Annotated in this window: 12 protein-coding genes and 8 pseudogenes; 10 read left to right on the top strand and 10 right to left on the bottom strand. The window is 68.5% G+C overall.

What is annotated here, in order from left to right:
* Positions 1-58: 58 nt before the first annotated feature.
* Positions 59-703 carry a TetR/AcrR family transcriptional regulator gene (locus tag ACTWQJ_RS09030; RefSeq protein WP_443306098.1) on the bottom strand — a complete coding sequence of 215 codons (645 nt, stop codon included), beginning with the start codon at positions 701-703 and terminating at the stop codon, positions 59-61.
* A gap of 311 nt (positions 704-1,014) precedes the next feature.
* Between ACTWQJ_RS09030 and ACTWQJ_RS09025 the strand changes: the two genes are divergently transcribed.
* From ACTWQJ_RS09025 to ACTWQJ_RS09000, 6 genes and pseudogenes are all read left to right on the top strand, one after another.
* Entirely contained in the window at positions 1,015-2,304 is a 1,290-nt protein-coding gene (locus tag ACTWQJ_RS09025; protein ID WP_443306097.1) for a M6 family metalloprotease domain-containing protein, read from the top strand.
* 83 nt (positions 2,305-2,387) lie between these two features.
* Positions 2,388-4,058 carry an IclR family transcriptional regulator domain-containing protein gene (locus tag ACTWQJ_RS09020; protein WP_443306096.1) on the top strand — a complete coding sequence of 557 codons (1,671 nt, stop codon included), beginning with the start codon at positions 2,388-2,390 and terminating at the stop codon, positions 4,056-4,058.
* A gap of 119 nt (positions 4,059-4,177) precedes the next feature.
* Entirely contained in the window at positions 4,178-4,474 is a 297-nt protein-coding gene (locus tag ACTWQJ_RS09015; protein WP_443306095.1) for a phosphopantetheine-binding protein, read from the top strand.
* Positions 4,464-5,687 (top strand): beta-ketoacyl-[acyl-carrier-protein] synthase family protein, encoded by a 1,224-nt coding sequence (locus tag ACTWQJ_RS09010; RefSeq protein WP_443306094.1) that lies wholly within the window; start codon positions 4,464-4,466, stop codon positions 5,685-5,687. Before ACTWQJ_RS09015 ends, ACTWQJ_RS09010 begins: the two co-directional genes overlap by 11 nt.
* A gap of 417 nt (positions 5,688-6,104) precedes the next feature.
* Positions 6,105-6,566 (top strand): hypothetical protein, encoded by a 462-nt coding sequence (locus ACTWQJ_RS09005; protein ID WP_443306093.1) that lies wholly within the window; start codon positions 6,105-6,107, stop codon positions 6,564-6,566.
* 70 nt (positions 6,567-6,636) lie between these two features.
* A pseudogene (locus tag ACTWQJ_RS09000) lies at positions 6,637-7,041 on the top strand (transposase); the annotation flags it as partial.
* Between the two features lie 312 nt (positions 7,042-7,353).
* On the opposite strand, the pseudogene ACTWQJ_RS08995 reads toward ACTWQJ_RS09000, so the two are convergent.
* The 5 genes and pseudogenes from ACTWQJ_RS08995 to ACTWQJ_RS08975 form a co-directional block, all read right to left on the bottom strand.
* Positions 7,354-7,634: pseudogene (locus tag ACTWQJ_RS08995) on the bottom strand (hypothetical protein); the annotation flags it as partial.
* A gap of 43 nt (positions 7,635-7,677) precedes the next feature.
* Positions 7,678-8,874, bottom strand: a complete 1,197-nt coding sequence (locus tag ACTWQJ_RS08990; RefSeq protein WP_443306092.1) for a hypothetical protein — start codon at positions 8,872-8,874, stop codon at positions 7,678-7,680.
* 201 nt (positions 8,875-9,075) lie between these two features.
* Positions 9,076-9,186 (bottom strand): annotated as a pseudogene (locus ACTWQJ_RS08985) (XdhC family protein); the annotation flags it as partial.
* A 34-nt stretch (positions 9,187-9,220) separates the two neighbouring features.
* Positions 9,221-9,313: pseudogene (locus ACTWQJ_RS08980) on the bottom strand (transposase); the annotation flags it as partial.
* A gap of 330 nt (positions 9,314-9,643) precedes the next feature.
* Positions 9,644-9,922, bottom strand: a pseudogene (locus ACTWQJ_RS08975) (integrase core domain-containing protein); the annotation flags it as partial.
* Between the two features lie 348 nt (positions 9,923-10,270).
* Here ACTWQJ_RS08975 and ACTWQJ_RS08970 point away from each other — a divergent pair.
* Positions 10,271-11,245: pseudogene (locus ACTWQJ_RS08970) on the top strand (IS3 family transposase); the annotation flags it as partial.
* A gap of 312 nt (positions 11,246-11,557) precedes the next feature.
* On the opposite strand, the gene ACTWQJ_RS08965 reads toward ACTWQJ_RS08970, so the two are convergent.
* From ACTWQJ_RS08965 to ACTWQJ_RS08955, 3 genes and pseudogenes are all read right to left on the bottom strand, one after another.
* Entirely contained in the window at positions 11,558-12,235 is a 678-nt protein-coding gene (locus tag ACTWQJ_RS08965; RefSeq protein ID WP_443306091.1) for a hemerythrin domain-containing protein, read from the bottom strand.
* A 38-nt stretch (positions 12,236-12,273) separates the two neighbouring features.
* Complete coding sequence (locus tag ACTWQJ_RS08960) at positions 12,274-12,969, bottom strand: helix-turn-helix domain-containing protein (RefSeq protein ID WP_443306090.1); 696 nt, start codon at positions 12,967-12,969, stop codon at positions 12,274-12,276.
* A 335-nt stretch (positions 12,970-13,304) separates the two neighbouring features.
* Positions 13,305-13,445: pseudogene (locus ACTWQJ_RS08955) on the bottom strand (ATP-binding protein); the annotation flags it as partial.
* Positions 13,446-13,849: 404 nt separating this feature from the next.
* Here ACTWQJ_RS08955 and ACTWQJ_RS08950 point away from each other — a divergent pair.
* Positions 13,850-14,122: a hypothetical protein gene (locus ACTWQJ_RS08950; RefSeq protein ID WP_443306089.1), complete on the top strand. Its 273-nt coding sequence runs from the start codon at positions 13,850-13,852 to the stop codon at positions 14,120-14,122.
* Here the strand turns inward: ACTWQJ_RS08950 and ACTWQJ_RS08945 are convergent.
* Complete coding sequence (locus ACTWQJ_RS08945; protein ID WP_443306088.1) at positions 14,115-15,269, bottom strand: PP2C family protein-serine/threonine phosphatase; 1,155 nt, start codon at positions 15,267-15,269, stop codon at positions 14,115-14,117. The two genes, ACTWQJ_RS08950 and ACTWQJ_RS08945, sit on opposite strands and share 8 nt — an antisense overlap.
* An 828-nt stretch (positions 15,270-16,097) precedes the next feature.
* Between ACTWQJ_RS08945 and ACTWQJ_RS08940 the strand changes: the two genes are divergently transcribed.
* Both ACTWQJ_RS08940 and ACTWQJ_RS08935 read left to right on the top strand, forming a co-directional pair.
* Positions 16,098-16,226 (top strand): hypothetical protein, encoded by a 129-nt coding sequence (locus ACTWQJ_RS08940; protein WP_443306087.1) that lies wholly within the window; start codon positions 16,098-16,100, stop codon positions 16,224-16,226.
* Between the two features lie 244 nt (positions 16,227-16,470).
* Positions 16,471-17,036: pseudogene (locus ACTWQJ_RS08935) on the top strand (IS5 family transposase); the annotation flags it as partial.

Genomic DNA, 17,036 nt, shown 5'->3' with positions numbered 1-17,036 from the left:
AACGTCAGGAACGGAAATTCGGGATGTCGGGCTTCGGAACGTGCAGATCGGTTGACGTCTACGCCTGCCGCAGGTCCTCCACGGTCACCGCCCTGCCCGGCAGGTCGGAGGGGGCCGGCGCCCGCAGTCCGTCCAGGAACAGCTGGAGGTGACGGTGCATGAACCGGTCGACGCTCATGCACACCGACCCGGCCGGGGGTCGGCTGAGCTGGGCGACGACGATCATCAGGTCACCGACGCCGATGTCGGTGCGCAGTTGCCCGGCCGCCTGGGCGCGGCCCATGAGCTCCGCGACGAGCTGCTCGACCCGCAGGCGCGCGGCCTCCATGTCGGGGTGGTGCTCGTCGAAAGTGCTGGCGACCATCGGGCACAGCGCGCTGATCCGCTCGTCGGCTGCGGCGTGCACGAAGTGCTCCAGTGCCTCGAAGGCGTCGCCGCTCTCCGTGAGGGCGTGCTCGGCCGCCCGGGCCGTACGGTCCATGACCGAGCAGACGACCTCGCGGACGAGGGCGTCGCGGTCCGGGAAGTTGCGGTACACCGTGGCGTTGCCGACGCCGGCCCGGCGGGCGATCTCGTCGAGCGGCACGTCGGGGCCGTGTTCGACGAACATCTCCCGGGCGGCGGTGACGATCCGTTCCCGGTTGCGCAGGGCGTCGGCGCGCGGCCGGCTCGCCTTGCGGTGTTCGGGAGTGGCGGTCTGCACGGCGTGCTCCTGGGACTGGTGAGGCGGATGGGCTCAATGGGCTGACGATCCAGGGAGTGAATCCCCGTTTCGCTCGGACGCATGGTTAAACGGGGATTCGATCCCCGGTTATTTCCCACTCCGGAAGAGATTTCCTGTGACCCGCGTCACAAGGTCGGTCATATGGCGGTAAGGGCCCGCTGACCGGCCCTTACGCACCGGAAATTCCCACGATCGGTCTCCTCCAGCGCGCGCCCGCGCCCCACCCGGCACAGGGTGAGCGAGAGGGTGCAGCCGGAGACCGGTGGCTGCCTGGAGCGAAAGGTCCAAGCATGCAGCCGCAGTCGTCCAGCCATCGGATACGCAGGCGGCGTGCGGCCGCCCTCGCGGCGGTGACCGCGCTGACCTTCGCGCTCAGCACATCGGCCGGCACAGGCCGGCTCACGGCGGATTCGGTGTCGGCGGGGGCGCGTCCGGTCACCCTCCCGGCCCACCCCTCCGCCCTCACCCCGTGCATGATCCGCAGCGATCTGGACGTCCAGATGTCGGAGGGCATACCGACCTCCGACGGCTACTCCCGTTCCACCGGCACAGTCCGCGCCCTCACCCTGATGATCGACTTCTCGGACGCGCCCGGTCAGGGCAAGGCGATGGACCGCTTCCACGAGTTCTTCCCGCAGACCCGGGAGTGGTTCCGCGCCAGCTCCTACGGCCGCCTCGACTACCGGCCCGAGACCCCGGTCCGCGGCTGGCTGCGCATGCCGAAGTCGTTCAAGGCGTACGGCATAGAGCGCGGCGCCCCCTTCGAACCCGGCTACCGCCGGCTGGTCCAGGACATCGTGGCGGAGACCGACGCCAAGATCGACTTCCGCGCGTACGACCTGCTGAACGTGCTGGTGACGCCGAACGCGGGCCCGTCGGCGCTCGACACCGTCCTGTCCGTCACCTTCGCGGGCAACGGCGACGCACCCACGGCGGACGGCATACCCCTCGCGAACGCGTCCTTCGTCTACTCCCGCCAGGACGACGGCTCCGGCTCCTACGACAAGACCGGCTTCCGCGTCCTGCCGCACGAGAACGGCCATGTCTTCGGGCTGCCCGACCTCTACACCCAGGAGGGCGGGGGCGCGGTCGGCCACTGGGACATCATGAGCGAGGACTGGGGTGCCAACAACGATCTCCTCGGCTGGCACAAGTGGAAGCTCGGCTGGCTGGACGCGACCCAGGTGAGCTGTGCCGCCGCCCATGGCACGACCGAGCACACGCTGACCCCGCTGGCCCGCGAGGGCGGCCCGAAGCTCGTCTTCATACCCCTCGACAAGCGCACGGGCTACGCCGTCGAACTGCGCACCCGCGACGGCAACGACGAGGCGGTGTGCCGGGCGGGCGTGCTGATCTACAAGGTGGACGCGGAAGTGGACACCGGTCTCGGCCCGGTGAAGGTGTTCGACTCCCAGCGCGACAGCGGCGGCTGCACCCGCAGCCCGAACGTCCACGCCGAACTCTCCGACGCCCCCTTCACCCCCGGCGAGACCTTCGAGGACCCGCGGCGGGGCATACGGATCGCGGTGGCGGGCGCGGACCTGGACGGCAACCACACGGTGCGGGTGACCCGGCGGTAGCCGGTGCGTCGGCCCACCGGGAACGCCGTCGGGCGGATCCGCCGTTACCGTAGGCCTGCCGCGATCGCCGTACCGGAGAACAGATGCCCGCCCACCCCACGCTCGACGAGGCCGCCGCCCCGGCCGAGGCGGTCACGCCGTTGATCCGCGGGATCGCCGTCCTGCGGCAGCTGACGGAGGCGGGCGGAACCCTGAGTCTGAGCGCCCTGGAACGGGCCACCGGCCTCGCGCGTTCCACGGTCGACCGGATCACGGCCACGCTCGCCCGGATGGGATACGTCCGCCTCGACGGCCGGGACGCGGTCCTCACCCCCCGCCTGATGGAACTCGGCAACGCCTGTCTGGCCGCCCTGCGCCTGCCCTCACTGCTCGACGCGCGCGCCGACGCCCTCGCCGACGCACTGGACGAGTCGGTGTCGCTGGCGGTCCGCGACGGCGACGGCATCCGCTTCATCCACCAGGCGACCCGCCGCCGCGCGATGTCGCTGAGCTTCCGCATCGGCGACCTGCTGCCCGCCGAACGCACCGCGCCGGGCCCCCTGTTCGCGACGGAGTGGACGTCCGAGGACTGGCAGCGCTGGCGCACCCGCCGGGCGGCGGACCCGGAGAACCACGGCTTCCCGGCCGTACCGCCGAGGGAGAACCCCCCTCCGGCCGAGGAGTTCGCGCGGCGGGTGACGCAGGCCCGGCAGGACGGCTGGGCACTGGACGACCAGTTGATCGAGCCGGGGCTCGTGGCGGTGTCGGTGCCCGTACGGGATCCCCGTACCGGCCGGATCGCCTGTGCGGCGAGCGTCGTCAGCCACACCAGCCGGCACACGGCGGCCGGCCTGCGCGACACGCTGCTGCCACGGCTGCGGGAGGCGGTGGCGGCGATGGAGGAGGACCTGCGCACGGCGCCCCCGCCCGCGCCCGCGCCGGCCCCCTCGGGGCTTGCGACCTGGACGGGTGCGTCGAAGCAGGAGCTGGGCCGGGAGTTCGTCGAGTCGCTGGCCCGGGGCCTGACCGTGCTGACGGCCTTCGGCGAGGGCCGGGCGGAGCTGACGATGACGCAGGTGGCAAAGGCGACCGGCCTGGCCCGGGCGACCGCCCGCCGGGCGCTGATCACCTACGAGCACCTGGGCATGGTCACCCCGTCACGCGCGGGCGCCTTCCGCCTCACCCCGCAGGTCCTCTCCCTCGGCTACCCGCCCCTGTCCCGTACGTCCCTCCCGCAGATCGCGGCACCGCATCTGGCCGCCCTCGCGGACCGCATACACGAGTCGACGTCGCTGGCGGTCCTGACGGCGGCGGGCGACGAGATCCAGTACACGGCACGGGTGGCCACAAGCCGCGTGATGAGCGTGAACATCACGGTCGGCACACGCCTGCCGGCCTACGCGACCTCCATGGGCCGCGTCCTGCTCGCGGACCTCCCGCCCGCCGAACGCCACCTGGGCACCGGCCCGCTGCGCCCGCTGACGCCCCGCACGATCACGGACCCGCAGGCCCTGGCCCGCGCCCTGGAAGAGGTCGGAGCGCAGGGATACGCCCTGGTCGACGAGGAGTTGGAGGAAGGGCTGCGCTCGATCGCGGTGCCTGTCCGCGACCGTACGGGCCGGGCGGTCGCCGCCCTCAACACGGCGATGCACAGCTCCCGCCACACCCTCCAGGAATGCGTCGAGCACATCGTCCCCGCCCTGCGCACGACGGCCGCTCACATCGAGTCCGACCTTCATGTGTCCGCCCGCTTCACCCACGTGCCCGTGACCTGACCGTCGGCGCCGGTCTCTCTCGCTCGAACGGGTGGCGAAGCGTTTCCTTGCTGCCGTGCAGGCGTTCACACCGTGCGCACAGGTATGAGGTTCGCGGCCATGGAACAGGAGACCCCGGCATGACCCAGTCAGCGCAGCAGGCGGAACGGACCGAACGGACGCGGCGGGCGGCGCAGCCCGTGCTTCCCGAGCGGCTCATCGCCCTGCTGACCGGCCATCTGGACGTGGCGGCCGATCCAGGCGAGCTGTACACGACGACGACGTTCGAGAGCCTCGGCATGGACTCGCTGTCGCTGATGGAGCTCGTGGTGGCGGCCGAGGAGGAGTACGGGATCGTCCTGCCCGAGGACGGCCTGGACCTCTCCCCCGGCTCGACCCTCGGTGACGCGGCCCGGGCGTTCCGGGATGCGGCCTGAGGTCGCGGTCACCGGGCTGGGCCTGGTGACCCCGGCGGGCCACAGCGCGGAGGAGAACTGGGCGGCCCTGTGCCGGGGCCGCTCGTCGGCCGCCCTCGACCCCGAACTCGCCGGGCTGCCCGTCGACTTCTCCTGCCAGGTGCGGGACTTCGACGCCGGGTCGCAGCTCGGCCGGTCGTCCGCGCGGCGCCTGGACCGCTTCATCCAGTTCGCCCTGGTCGCCGCGCGCCGGGCCGTCACCGACGCGGGCCTCGATCACCGTACGTGGCACGGGGACCGGGTCGGGGTCGTCCTGGGCGTCGGATCCAACAGCCTGAGCACCTACGTCACCGAGTTCTGCCATCTGGCCGCGGGCAGACCGGAGCGGGTGTCGCCGCTCGCCCTGCCGCGCAGTGTGCCGAGCATGGCCGCGGGCGAGGTCGCGATCGACCTCGGGGCGCGCGGCCCCAGCTTCACCACCTCCAGCGCCTGTGCCTCGGGCGCGACCGCGATCGGTGTCGCACGGGAGATGCTGCGGTCGGGGATGTGCGACATCGTGCTGGCCGGCGGCAGCGAGTCCGCACGCTCCCGGATGACCGCCACCTGCTTCACCCGGATGCGGGCACTGTCCCGGCGCCGGACGGACCCGGCCCTCGCCAGCAGGCCGTTCGACGCGGCACGGGACGGTTTCGTCCTCGGCGAGGGCGCCGCCGTACTCGTCCTGGAGCGGCTGTCCACCGCACGGGCCCGCCGGGCACCCGTCCTGGCCCTGCTGCGCGGATACGGCGCCACCGCCGACGCCCACCACCCCGTCGCCCCGCACCCCGACGGCGACGGCGCGGTCCGGGCCCTCGCCGCGGCCCTGGCCGACGCGGGCTGCCGCCCCCACGACATCGGTCACGTCAACGCGCACGGCACCTCCACCCCCCTCAACGACGCGGCGGAAGCGGCGGCCCTCGTCCGGGTCTTCGGCGGGAAGGTCCCCCCGGTCACCGCATCCAAGGGCGTGATCGGCCACGCCCTCGGCGCGGCCGGCGCGATCCAGGCCGCATACACGGTCCTCGCCCTGCGCCACGGCAGCGTCCCGCCGGTTGCGAACTTCGAGGGCCAGGACGGCGACCACAAGCTCGACATCGTGACCGGCCGCCCACGCCCGACCGGAGCGGACGCGGGCATCACCTGCTCCTTCGGCTTCGGCGGCCAGAACGCCGTCCTGCTGTTCACGACTCCCTGACGGGTGCCGCCCGCCCTCGGCGGTCCCGCCGCTGACCCCCTCGAGTGACTTCTGACCTGCGGAAACGGGAACCTTGCCACTGCCGATCCCTTATCCGCTAGGCTAGTCGCCGGATCTCACCGAGATCCCCGCCTTCGTGGGATGTGTGGGAAATTCAGTCGCCCCAGGTCAGGTCTGGTGCTGTGCGACCCTCCCAAACGCCGAAGCTCGAATCTCAAACGCTCCTCCACTGTTTTCGCAGCTCATGACACCTGTCGCACGGACGGGGCGGGCTCGATTCGCTGCGACGGCTGCGGACCAACGAAGGCAGGCAGGCCGCATCTCACAGCGCATGTCTGACACGGTCCGGATGAGGCAGTCACCCATGAGGCCGCCTTCCCTTTGCTACTTGAATAGCATTGAGGGCAGGCTTAGGACATGCCGACCTCCCATACCCTGCGGTCAGCCGTCGACCGCCGCGTCCTCCTACTCCTCCTGGACGACCAGAACCGCCTGATGCTGTGCGGCAGCTGCTGCGGCGGCTGGACGGTCCCGCAATTCCTGCTGGCCGCAGACAGCGATTTTCGGAGCGGGGCAGCTCATTATCTCGCCGATCGATTTCACATCGAGAACCCCGGCTTCGGATCCCTCTATGGAGTGCACGAAACAAGCGAGGCCGACTGCTGGGAGCACGACCGCCAAACCGTTTCTCACGTTTTCATCGTGAAAATCAGCAGCGAGCAGTCGGATTCGCTGCTGCTGGCTTCCCCCTCCCACGCCAGATGGGGAATCAGTGAACTCCAAGCAAATCAAAAGGAGATCTCCCCCGAGGGCGTGGTTCTTCTCGTCTCTGGCTATGTGGAAGGCTGGCTCCCCGACGGCCCCATCTCTCTCTACTGACCTGGCGATCCCATACCCATGCATGTCATTAAGACCGTGTCCTACGTGGTGAGGCGGACGTTGACCCGGCATGGGTCGGGGAACGTGGAGCTGGATCATGCCGGACGGCTTATGGGAGATCGCCAGGCCGCTGATCCCGGAGCAACGGACACGGCCGCAGGGCGGCGGAACAGCGAACGCTCCTGATGAGACGTTGTTCGCGGCCATCATCTACGTGTTGGTCAGCGGGTGCGCCTGGCGGGCACTGCCGCCGTGCTTCGGCGTCTCCAAGTCCACCGCCCACCGCCGCTTCCTGATCTGGTCCGGAGCCGGGGTGTGGGGCCGGCTGCACGAGGCGGTCGTGCACCGGCTGGATGACGCCGGCCTCATCGACGTCTCCCGCGTCGTCCTCGGCTCCGCCCACGTCAGGGCCAAAAAAAAGGGGGCGAACACACAGGTCAGTCGTGGTCCAACTTCACGCCCGAGGCCAGCGTCGTGGCGAAGTTCGCCGTCCTGCGCGCTCGGCTGGGACCGGAGGGGTGCCAGGCAGAAGGGTTCTCGATCTGGGATGCCGAGGCCGTAGACACATTCGCTGCGTACGACGACCTGGTACCGGAATCTCACGCCGGGAACGGCGACATCCGCCCCCTTCGGATCGAACCCGCCGTGGCTCGGCCGCGCGCATACGACGCCTCGGCCGGCCTGACCAACTCTGCGGCCCTGCACTCCACTTGAGCGACGAACGAGCGGGGCGCGGTACGGGCCGCCTGCACCACCGAAAAGGCGTACTCCCACGTCCAGCCCACGCGCGTACCGCCTTCAGGGCCTCGTCCAGGACCTCGCTCAGCTCCCGCAGCGCGTCCTTGGCGGCAACCGGGTCCTCGTCCTCCAGCGTGCTCATGGCCCGGGCATGCCGGGCTGCAAGGTCGGGGGCGGCGGGCGAACCCGATGCCCCTGGCCCAGGCCGGCACCCAGCTCCGCAACACTCAGCGACTGCCACTCCAGTGCCTTCGTGAACGCCTCGTCCTTCGTCCGCCGTATCTCCGCCAGCCGATCGGGGTCGACCACGGCGAGGGCCGCCCGCAGCATCCGAGTGCGGGGCCCCGGAAGGCCGTGGACGGTCCGGTCCGGCTCACGGCGACTGTTCGGGCGCCTCGGGCTGCCGCAGTGCCGAGGTCTTGTCGTCCAGTGGCCAGCGGCGGCAGACCGCCACGTGCAGGATCACGCCGAACGCCAATGCGTTGATGCTTGCATGTCCCACCCACGCCTCAGCGTTGGAGGTCGACCAGGTGAGCGTGTTGGCGTAGGCGAGCAGCCCGGTACAGAGCCCGGCTCCCACCGCCACGGTGACGGCAAGGGTGGTCACGCGTTCCCAGGCGGCGGACAGATACGGGCGCAACGCCCCTTCGAAGAGCATGCCGACAATCACCCCGGCGGCACTGAAGCTGGTGGCGGCCGCCAGGATGGCGGGTGGCTCCACCCCGCCCGCGCCGTACGCGAGCGCGTAGGTGAGCGCCGCGCCACCGAGCACCAGCACGTTACCCACGACGATCCGAAGCCATCGCTTCCGCAATGCGTTCATGGGCCAACCGCGCCAGACGATGAACAGCCACACCTGCCACGAACCGCACACGGCGAGCACAACGGAGATGTCCTCCCGGGAGAACGGCCCGCTCCGGCTGAACAGGCCGGAGTCCAGCGGGGCGGGAAAGTCGTAGGCGACGTACTGCACCAGGAGAGCGACGGCCCAGGAGAGCGCCAGTGCCGCGATCCCGCCGGCGAGCCGCGACAGGCGCTTGAGCGGCCAGCCCTCGAAGGCAAGGGTCAGTTGCAGGATCGCCGTGAAGGCGGTCAGTCCCAAGGGCAACGAGGCGGGATACAACGGCGAGTGACCAGGCCCCGGAGTCGGATCGAAGATACCGGCGGCGTCGGCATGACCGATCACCCGCTGCGCCGCCACCGCCAGGGCGATGCCCGCTGCCGCGATCAGGAGTATGTCCACGCATGCTGACCACTTGGGACGCAGGCTGGAACCCGGCCAGTCCTCCCACCAGAAGGCGATCACCGCCAGGGGCGGCAGCGCGAATGTGACGAGGGGCGAGAGGACGACAACCGAGTCCTCCGCGCCACCCAGCCCGAACGCGAACAGCAAGGCGACCGGAACGACCACCAGGAGGCCCGCCATGCCGAGGCCGGGCTGCGTGCCTATGCGGGCACGTTCGGCATCGAGAAACGCCTTGGCGTGCCGGTGCGCCGGAGTCGTCACCGTCGGCTGGTCCGGCAGCTTACCGAACTGAGTAGACGTGGACGTCGGTTGTTTGTCGGGCATGACCCCTCACTTTTCATGAATGCGGTGGCACTGCCGCAACCATGGCGCGGATCAGTCCTCGGGACATCGGTCATCTGACCGGATGTGTAAAGCCCAATAAGTCGGTCAGTTTCGCCATGCGGCCCACCGGATCTGTCACATGACGGCCCAGGAGACAGCCGCGGTGTCATGGTGAATGCGCGTGCCTCCTTCTCAGGGGCAGCCGTCGTGGCGATCGGCGACGAGCTCGGCGACGATCGACAGGACCGTCTCCTCAGGTGTGCGCGCGCCGAGGTCAAGGCCGATCGGTGGACGCAGTCGTGCCAGTTGAGCGGCACGACGCCGCGCTGGCCGGCGCCGCCCGCCTGAACACCTCGGTCTCGCTGTCGCCGACCATCAGTCCCAGCACTTCGCGTCCGCCGTCCTCGGTGATGCCGGTGGCGATGACCACGGCCTGCGCCTGATCGGCTGCGTCAATCAGACGAGCTTGTGTGAGGGGTGAGCCAGCGCGTGAGAATGTTGTTGGTGTTCCTCACCGAGTTCGGTGCGGATGCGTTCCCCGAAAGCGGCGGCAGAGTCAGCGGGCGGTGACTGGGCCGGCGGCGTCGATGAGGTAGATCCTGCTTCTGGGGGTGCGGTAGCCGGAGCCGTCGAAGTCTGATCGATATCGTCCAATCCGGACCTCCACAATGAGGTGGGTTCCGGTCTGGGCAAGATGGTGCAGCAGCGCTGTCCGGTCGACGCGCACGCGATATCCGCAGAATGAAGCACTCCGAGATCGGTGGAGGCTCTATGCGTTGACTCCAGCCGCCGCTTGGGGCTGGTGTTGAGCGTAGTAGTTGGTCTCGTGCTCGTGGGGCGGGATGTCTCCGATCGCGGTGTGGAGACGCTGGTTGTTGAACCAGTCGACCCATTCCGCGGTGGCGAGTTCGACGTCGGCAAGGCCGCGCCAGGGCATGCGGGGTTTGATCAGCTCCGTTTTGTAGAGGCCGATCTGGGATTCCATGAACGCATTATCCAGAGCATCGCCGACGGTGCCGATCGAGGCGTCGATGCCAGCGTCGAGGAGATGCGCGGTGTGCACCGCTCCGGGTCTCTCGTACGCCGGACGACGGCCTGCGCCCGATCAGCCCGACGGATTCGCCGTCCGTCGGCGGAGCACAAGCGGTGGCCGACCATCGCTTCGTGAGGGTGAAGGGCGCACGACCATCCGGACGCGGCCCGCGTGGCGAGCGTTCGACGTGATGGGCGACGAGGGCGGTAAGGAGCCGACCTGAGGTTCCGGAGAACAGGGCGGACAGCGGGGTCCGAAAGTTCATGGCGCGTCCTTGGTGGGGGTTCTCGCCGGCTTTGAGGATGATCCTTTGGAGTGGACACCCTGACGATGGATCTTGGTGGTCCGGGGAGGGATGTCCAGGTGGGACGCAGGTCTCCGTATCCGGAGGAGTTCAGGAAGGACGCCGTCGCGCTCTACCGCGCCGCGGCCGGGGAGCGGACGTATGCGGCGGTGGCCGCGGATCTCGGCATCACCGCGGAGTCGCTGCGGACGTGGGTGCGCAAGGACGAGGCCCAGGCCGCGCCCGAGGGCCGCGACGGCAGCGTGAGCGTGGCGGAGGAGCTGGTCCGGCTGCGGGCGGAGAACGCCCGGCTGCTCAAGGCCGAGCAGGAGTGGCAGCTGGAGCGCGAGATCCTGCGCCGGGCAGCGGCCTATTTCGCCCGGGAGGTGAAGTGAGCCCCAGCCGCTGGGACTTCATCTCCGCCAACCGTGCCGACTTCGGCGTCAAGCGGATCTGCCGGGTGCTCGGGGTATCCCGCGCCGGCTACTACCGGCACCTGGCCACCGAGCAGGCCCGTGTCGAGCGCCGGGCCGAGGAAAAGCGGACCGTGAGCGAGATCCGCGCCATCCACGCCGAACACCAGGGAGCGTATGGGGCTCCGCGCGGTCCATGCTGAACTGCGTGCGAGGGGACGGAGGATCAACCGCAAGCGTGTCACCCGGCTGATGCGGATCAACCACATCGTCGGCCGGCACCTGCGGAAGAAGAAGCGGACGGCGATCGCGGACAGGACCGCGCCGCCCGCGCCGGACCTGGTGATGCGCGACTTCACCGCGGACACGCTGAACACCAGGTGGTGCGGCGACATCACTCACACAGCCGTCGGCGCGACGTGGCTCTATCTCGCCACGGTGATCGACATCTGCTCGAGGCGGGTCGTGGGCTGGTCGATCGCCGACCACATGCGCACCTCGCTGGTCACCGACGCGATCGAGATGGCCGTGGCCGCCCGCGGCGGCCGGGTTCGCGGCGTCGTTTTCCACACCGACAGGGGCGCCCAGTACAGTGCGGCCGCCTTCGCCGAGGTGTGCCGCCGGCACGGCATCCGGCGCAGCATTCTCCGGTCATGCGGTCACGGGCTGGTCGCCGATGGACAGAGCGACGTCGCGCCAGGCGGCCAGCATGTCTGCCGTGGCGGAGAGTTCGGCCTCGATGTCATGGACGGTAGTGGCGCCGAGGAGAGGACGGAGGGGCAGCACCAGCCCGTCGATCATGCGCGTCCAGCAGGGTGCTGATCGCCTCGACGATCTGCTGGGCTGCGTAGCCTGCCTGGGCCCTGACGTGCCAGTCGGCTGCCGATGTTCCATCGGCAGCCGGCTACGCGATCCGAGACGTGGAGGGGGTGAAAGGGCGCAACGTTGGCAGCGTCAGGCGGAAATCTCGGCCGGACCGTATACCTGTCGGGCGTGGCGCGCATACGCCCTGGGCCCGAGAATGGGCATGATCAACCGCGGCACCAAAGGAGCGGATGAGATTAGGAGCTTAACGACGTCAGGCTCGGCGTATGAGGCGAGCATGCCGAAGATGATCGGTAGTTTGCTCTTGGGAAGACCCTTGATCGCATGGTCTCCCATCTGATGCCACTCCTTGGCCGACACGTACTCCGACGCGATCGGGAGGACATCCTTCTCCTCGATGGCAAGGTGCTCGGTCAGCACTGTGCCCAAACGCTCAAGGGAGTCCGCGAGTTCCGTTCCGCGCTCCGTCGACGGCGCCTTGCGCCAGACTTCTAGTTCCTTGGACGTCTGCGCCAACAGCGCCGCTATTTCCTCGTGCTGGCTCTCGAGGAGCGCGACCGTTGAGCCGAGCCGTTCTCCAGCCCGGTCGAGGAGCTTGGGCCACAGGAAGTCGTCTTCTCCCTTGTGGTGGAGATGCAGAAACTCCTCGATCAACTGCATGTGGCTGGCGACAATTTCGGCGCGGCGCACGTCACCAGGCGTCACCTCGCTTACCAGCGCGGGCATACGGCCAAAACCCTGTCGGAATGCTTCATGGACGACCAGCATGTCTCGGACGTCGGCGCGCTCTATGGACGAATGGATCATGGTCAACCTTCTGAAGGCAAGGGAGGTGAACGGTAAGATCACCAGTTCAGTCCCGAAAGTCTCGGTTTTGTAGTGCAGTTCAGGCAGTTCAAATGAGCAGGGTTGAGTGCGGCCCTCATGAGCAGCAAGGACCGTACGTAGCTCCAGCCCGAATACCGCGCGGGTCGAAGTCCCCCCTCAGCGAGCTCAGCTCGAGCAACTCGGCCGCGTCCCTGACCGCGTAACCCCACTCGGCGCCATCGCTGCACGACGTCAGCGGGCCAGCCCCGCCAAAGGTATTGTACATCGCGTTGGACATGATGTCCGACCACGCATGAGCTCCCGCATGATCGCCGCTGGGCGCCGGGCCTTTCTGACTGATCTGGAAGCGGACTTTTCGTGGCTGATGGGGTTTCCGGTCCCCGACTTTGTTCCTGCTGCATGGGGCATGGCACGCCGGGTGGTGCTAGGGCATCCAGGGTCCACTCGGGTGGCCCGGATTCGTCGAAGGCCCACAGCTCCCCGACGGGCTCCCACCTCAGCCGCCCCGGCGGCACGGTCTTGACCAGGGAGATGATCCTGGAACGTTCCTCCTCGGTGATCCGCCGCTTGCGACCCTGCCCACCCAGATCATCCGGCCCTGGCAGGCCCGAGCGGTTGAAGCGGTGCAGCCAGCAGCGGACCGTTTTCTGGCTGCAGCCCAGTTCCGCGGCTATCGCCGGCACGCGTAGCCCCGACCAGCTCATCTCGATCATCCGGGCCCGCATCACCACATGCCGTGAAGCCTTCCGCGCCCGGGACAACCGGTGAATAACCCTGCGTTCGTCCTCATCACACCCCGGCCGAACTCGTAAAACCATCGCCCAGCACCCGCCCCCCAATACCGTCAACTACCCCGCCACCAGGACATATACCCAACCAAAGAGGAACCCAGCACTAACTCCTGCTTGTAGCTGCGGCCGGCGGCGCTAGCCGCAGCTCGCAGCATGTAGGCGGCCTGGTCAGGTCGGGGCGCGCCGAGAGTGGTTGACATGCGGGAAAGTGAAACACGGTCCATGATCCGTGGGCAGCGCGATTCAAGGACGGGCTTCTATTTGGTGCTGTTGTTCCTGACCTTGGTGCGGGCCAGGCGGTAGGACTCAGTGCCGGTCTCGATGAGGGCGGTGTTGAAGGTGAGTCGGTCCACGATCGCCGCGCAGAGCCGCGGGTCGGTGAAGGTTTTGGACCAGCCATCTGGGGCTGGCACTTGTTCCCTCACAAGGGTTGCCGCTGCCACCTGACCGTATCCCGCTCCTGCGGTCCTCGTTGGTTCTCGTGGCAGCAGCCCGGTTTTCAAGGTGCTGCCTTGACCGTTCAGGTGCGAGGAAGGTGTGCCGGTGGCCGAGGCGAGACTGCACCCATGAGGGTCGATGCTGCCAAGACGTGAGTCGGTCTGGCCTGCGGCTCCGCGGTGGGGCCGGGGCTGTGTCTGTTTGGGTTTTCGTTGACGGCGTGGGAGTGAGTGAAGAGCGTAGCGATGGTGGCTGTTGTGTATCCCCGAGTGGTGATCTGGGCCGGCGAAGAGGTCTCGCATGCACCCATTCGGCACAAGGCTGCTGCTCCTCTGAAGCGCAGCGAGATCGGTCTCACTGCGCCGTGTCGGCGTTCCTCTCCTCGCGGGCGAGGCCGGTGAGGACCCTTAAGGGAGAGGCGAAGCTGAACGCGCTGCCCGTGATCCGGGCGCTGCTGGCGGACCAGACGAGCGCGGGCGAAGTGCTCGGGGCAACCTTCGCTCGCGATCAGGGCGAGTTCTTCGACCTGATCCTCGAACTCGCGGACTTCACCGCCACGTGCATCACCATCCGCGAGGCCCGCTCCGGAACGCCGGCCGCCGACACGCTGGCCGACCTGAAGGAGATGCTCAGGTGACCGGGATGCCGGCTCCTTCGTCGAGCCGGTCGGCCAGGATCATGGCTACGTCGTCTGCGAGGTGACCTTCGGTGTGGTGGATCAATGCGTGGTGCAGTTGGTGAAGAAATTCCTGAGGGGTGGTGCTGAAGCTGATCGATTCCATGGTCTCGGGCAGAGGGAAGAAGGTGTTGCCGGGGTTGCGGGCTTCGATCACGCCATCGGTGTACAGGAGCAGGCGGTCGCCGGGGATGAACGGATAGCTTTCCGGCTTCTCGGGAAGGGCGGGCATCAGGTCTTCCAGGCCCAGGGGCGGAAGCGGCGTGGTGGGCATCGAGGCCTGAGTCCGGCCCTCGTGCAGTACCAGCGGGGGTGGGTGGCCGCGGTTGACCAGCTGCACTACGGGTTCGTCGTGGGGTATCTGGGCGATGAGTGCGGTGGTGAATCCCTCCATCAGGGCTTCCTCGGGATAGGCGCCCGGCACGGCGGCCTCCCGGCGCAGCGCGGCCGCGCAGTGGTTCATGACCTGGACCAGGTCGTCCTCGTAGTGCGCGGCCTCCCGGAAGGCGCCCAGTACCGTCGCGACCGCGCGCATGGCGTTCAGCCCCTTGCCGCGGACGTCTCCCACGATCATCCGGACGCCGTACCGCGTCTGGACGGCCTCGTACAGATCACCGCCGACCTGTGCCCCGGTGCCGGCCACGAGACACAGGCCGGCCGCCCGCACCGGGCCCAGACGCTCGGGGACCGGCCGCAGAATGACCTCCTGTGCGCACACGGCGATCCGGCGGACCTGGTCGAGCTCGCGCCGCCGGTACGCACGCACGGCGCTGCTGGTGATGAAGCCGCCTATGGAGACCAGAGTCAGAGCCAGGAAGTTGGTGTAGACCTGCAGGGTGCCCCACGCCTGGTTGTAGGTGGCTGTGGTCACGCTGATCGCCAGCGCCAGAGCCGCCGCCGAGGCGGTGCCCTTGGGGCCGATCGTCACTGCGGCCAGCGCCGGCGTCGCGACGAGCAGGGGGCCGGTGTAGATGAAGTGGGCAGGGGTGAGCTCGATGGTCAGCACGGCCAGCGCGATCACGAACGGCAGGCACTGCGCCAGGGTGAGCAGCACCCTGCTGTGAGCGTCCGCTCCTGGTCGAGAAGGTGGGCGAAAGAGCGACGCCATGGATTCAGGCTGCCTCGCTGACGCTCTGGTGAGCTCCTGGGGGACCGAACTCCCGCCATGTGAAGCGCTGAGGCCGCCAACTTGGCCGCAGATCCGCCTGATACCAGATCCAAGATCCCGACGCACACTCCTGGTGTGCTCGATTTTTCGTTCGAAAATGTGGCGGGCGTGGCACAGGCCGCCTTCCCTCACGGCCTGGTCCGGCCCCAGGCGGACTGGCGCCAGGCCTGCACCGGGGAGAACTGCATCCGATGGCTCTGATGATGACGGTTCCCCATCCCCGGCAGCGATCACAGTCGCGTGCCCGGGTCAGATCCGGTTGAGGGTGTGCAGGGTGGCGGGGACGGGCTCCGTGGGCCATGCGGCGTGAGACTCCTCAGCTACTTCATACGCAAGCCCCTAAGTTTGCCCCAGTCTGTCCAAATTTCCCTGTGATGTAGGTCACAGTGACTGAGGGTGGTGGACAGCTGAAGCGGGCGCCGGGTGCGTGTCTCGTGCGCCGGGGACCGCGCCCCTTGTCGCTGGTCGTGCGCAGGTGGACGCTGTGCGATCAGCGGCCGGCATGTGGGGGCGATGTGCGGTGCCTGTGGGAGTGGTGAAGTGGTTCGACCCGGAACGGGGTGTGGGCCGTGTCGTGCAGGACGGCGGAGGGCCCTCCGCGATTGCGTACTCGTCAGCGGTTCAGGGTCCTGGGGACCGGATATTACTCGCGGGCGAGCCGGTGGAGTTCGATCTCACCTTCGACGCCGCGGGGGTCCGGGCGGACAGCATATGCCGCCTTCGCCTCTGCGAGGGCGGTGTCGGCTCGGTCCGACCAATCCCGACATCGTGTCCGTCCCGGTCTCCGACCAGAGTCGCATCGAGCGCTTCTACACCGACGTCCCCGGTTTCACCGAGCTGATGGACGACCAACTCGGAATTCGGCAAGAGACCCGTGATCGCCACGCCGGAGGGTGAAAAACACCTAGTCAGAGGTCGTTTTCATCTCTAGGGCCCAGGTATCTCCTGGTTTGCGTGGCGTGGGGCTGTGATGCTGACGGACCGGCGATGTAATCGAGTCTCGAGGGCTGGATGGGGTGATAGCTGAGGCGGGATGAGACTTACGCCTGTCTCGTCCCAGGACGCCCCGTTCGGTGGCCGTGCTTCCGCGATTGAAGACGCACGCCTGGGCGCACTCGCGTCCGGGCGGTACGTCCAGGGCATGAGTGCTCGACGTCCGTATCTAAGTGATCTGTCCGATGCCCGCTGGGAGCTGATCGAGCCGGTCCTGGCAGCATGGCGCTTCGAGCGTCGCGGCCGGGCCCTGGACTTCGGCCGCCCGCCCGAGCATGACCTGCGCGAGATCATGGACGCGATCTTGTACGTGGACCGCACCGGAGCGCAGTGGCGATACCTGCCGCACGACTTCCCGCCCTGGGAAACCGTCTACGGCTACTTCGCCAAGTGGCAGAAGGAAGGCATCTTCGCCCAGCTCAACGGCCTGCTACGGGAGTTGGTCCGGTAAAAGGAGGGCCGCAATGCCACTCCGTCGGCCTGCGTGATCGACGCACAGAGCGTGAAGACCGCCACGAGCGTTCCCGCCAGGACTCAGGGCACGGACGCGGGCAAGGAGATCGTGGGCCGCAAGCGGAGCATCGTGACCGACACCCTCGGACTGCTGCTTGCGGTGCTGGTCACGGCCGCGAGCGTGCAGGACTCCGTCGCCGGCACCCACCTGATCGACCAGGTGGCCGCCGCCCACCCCACCATCCGCAAGGTCTGGGTCGA

Origin of the sequence: Streptomyces sp. KR55, assembly GCF_052245645.1 — a bacterium.
Lineage (GTDB): Bacteria > Actinomycetota > Actinomycetes > Streptomycetales > Streptomycetaceae > Streptomyces > Streptomyces flavusporus.
Note: the sequence above shows the minus strand (reverse complement) of the source record. Positions and strands in the feature narration are given on the sequence as shown.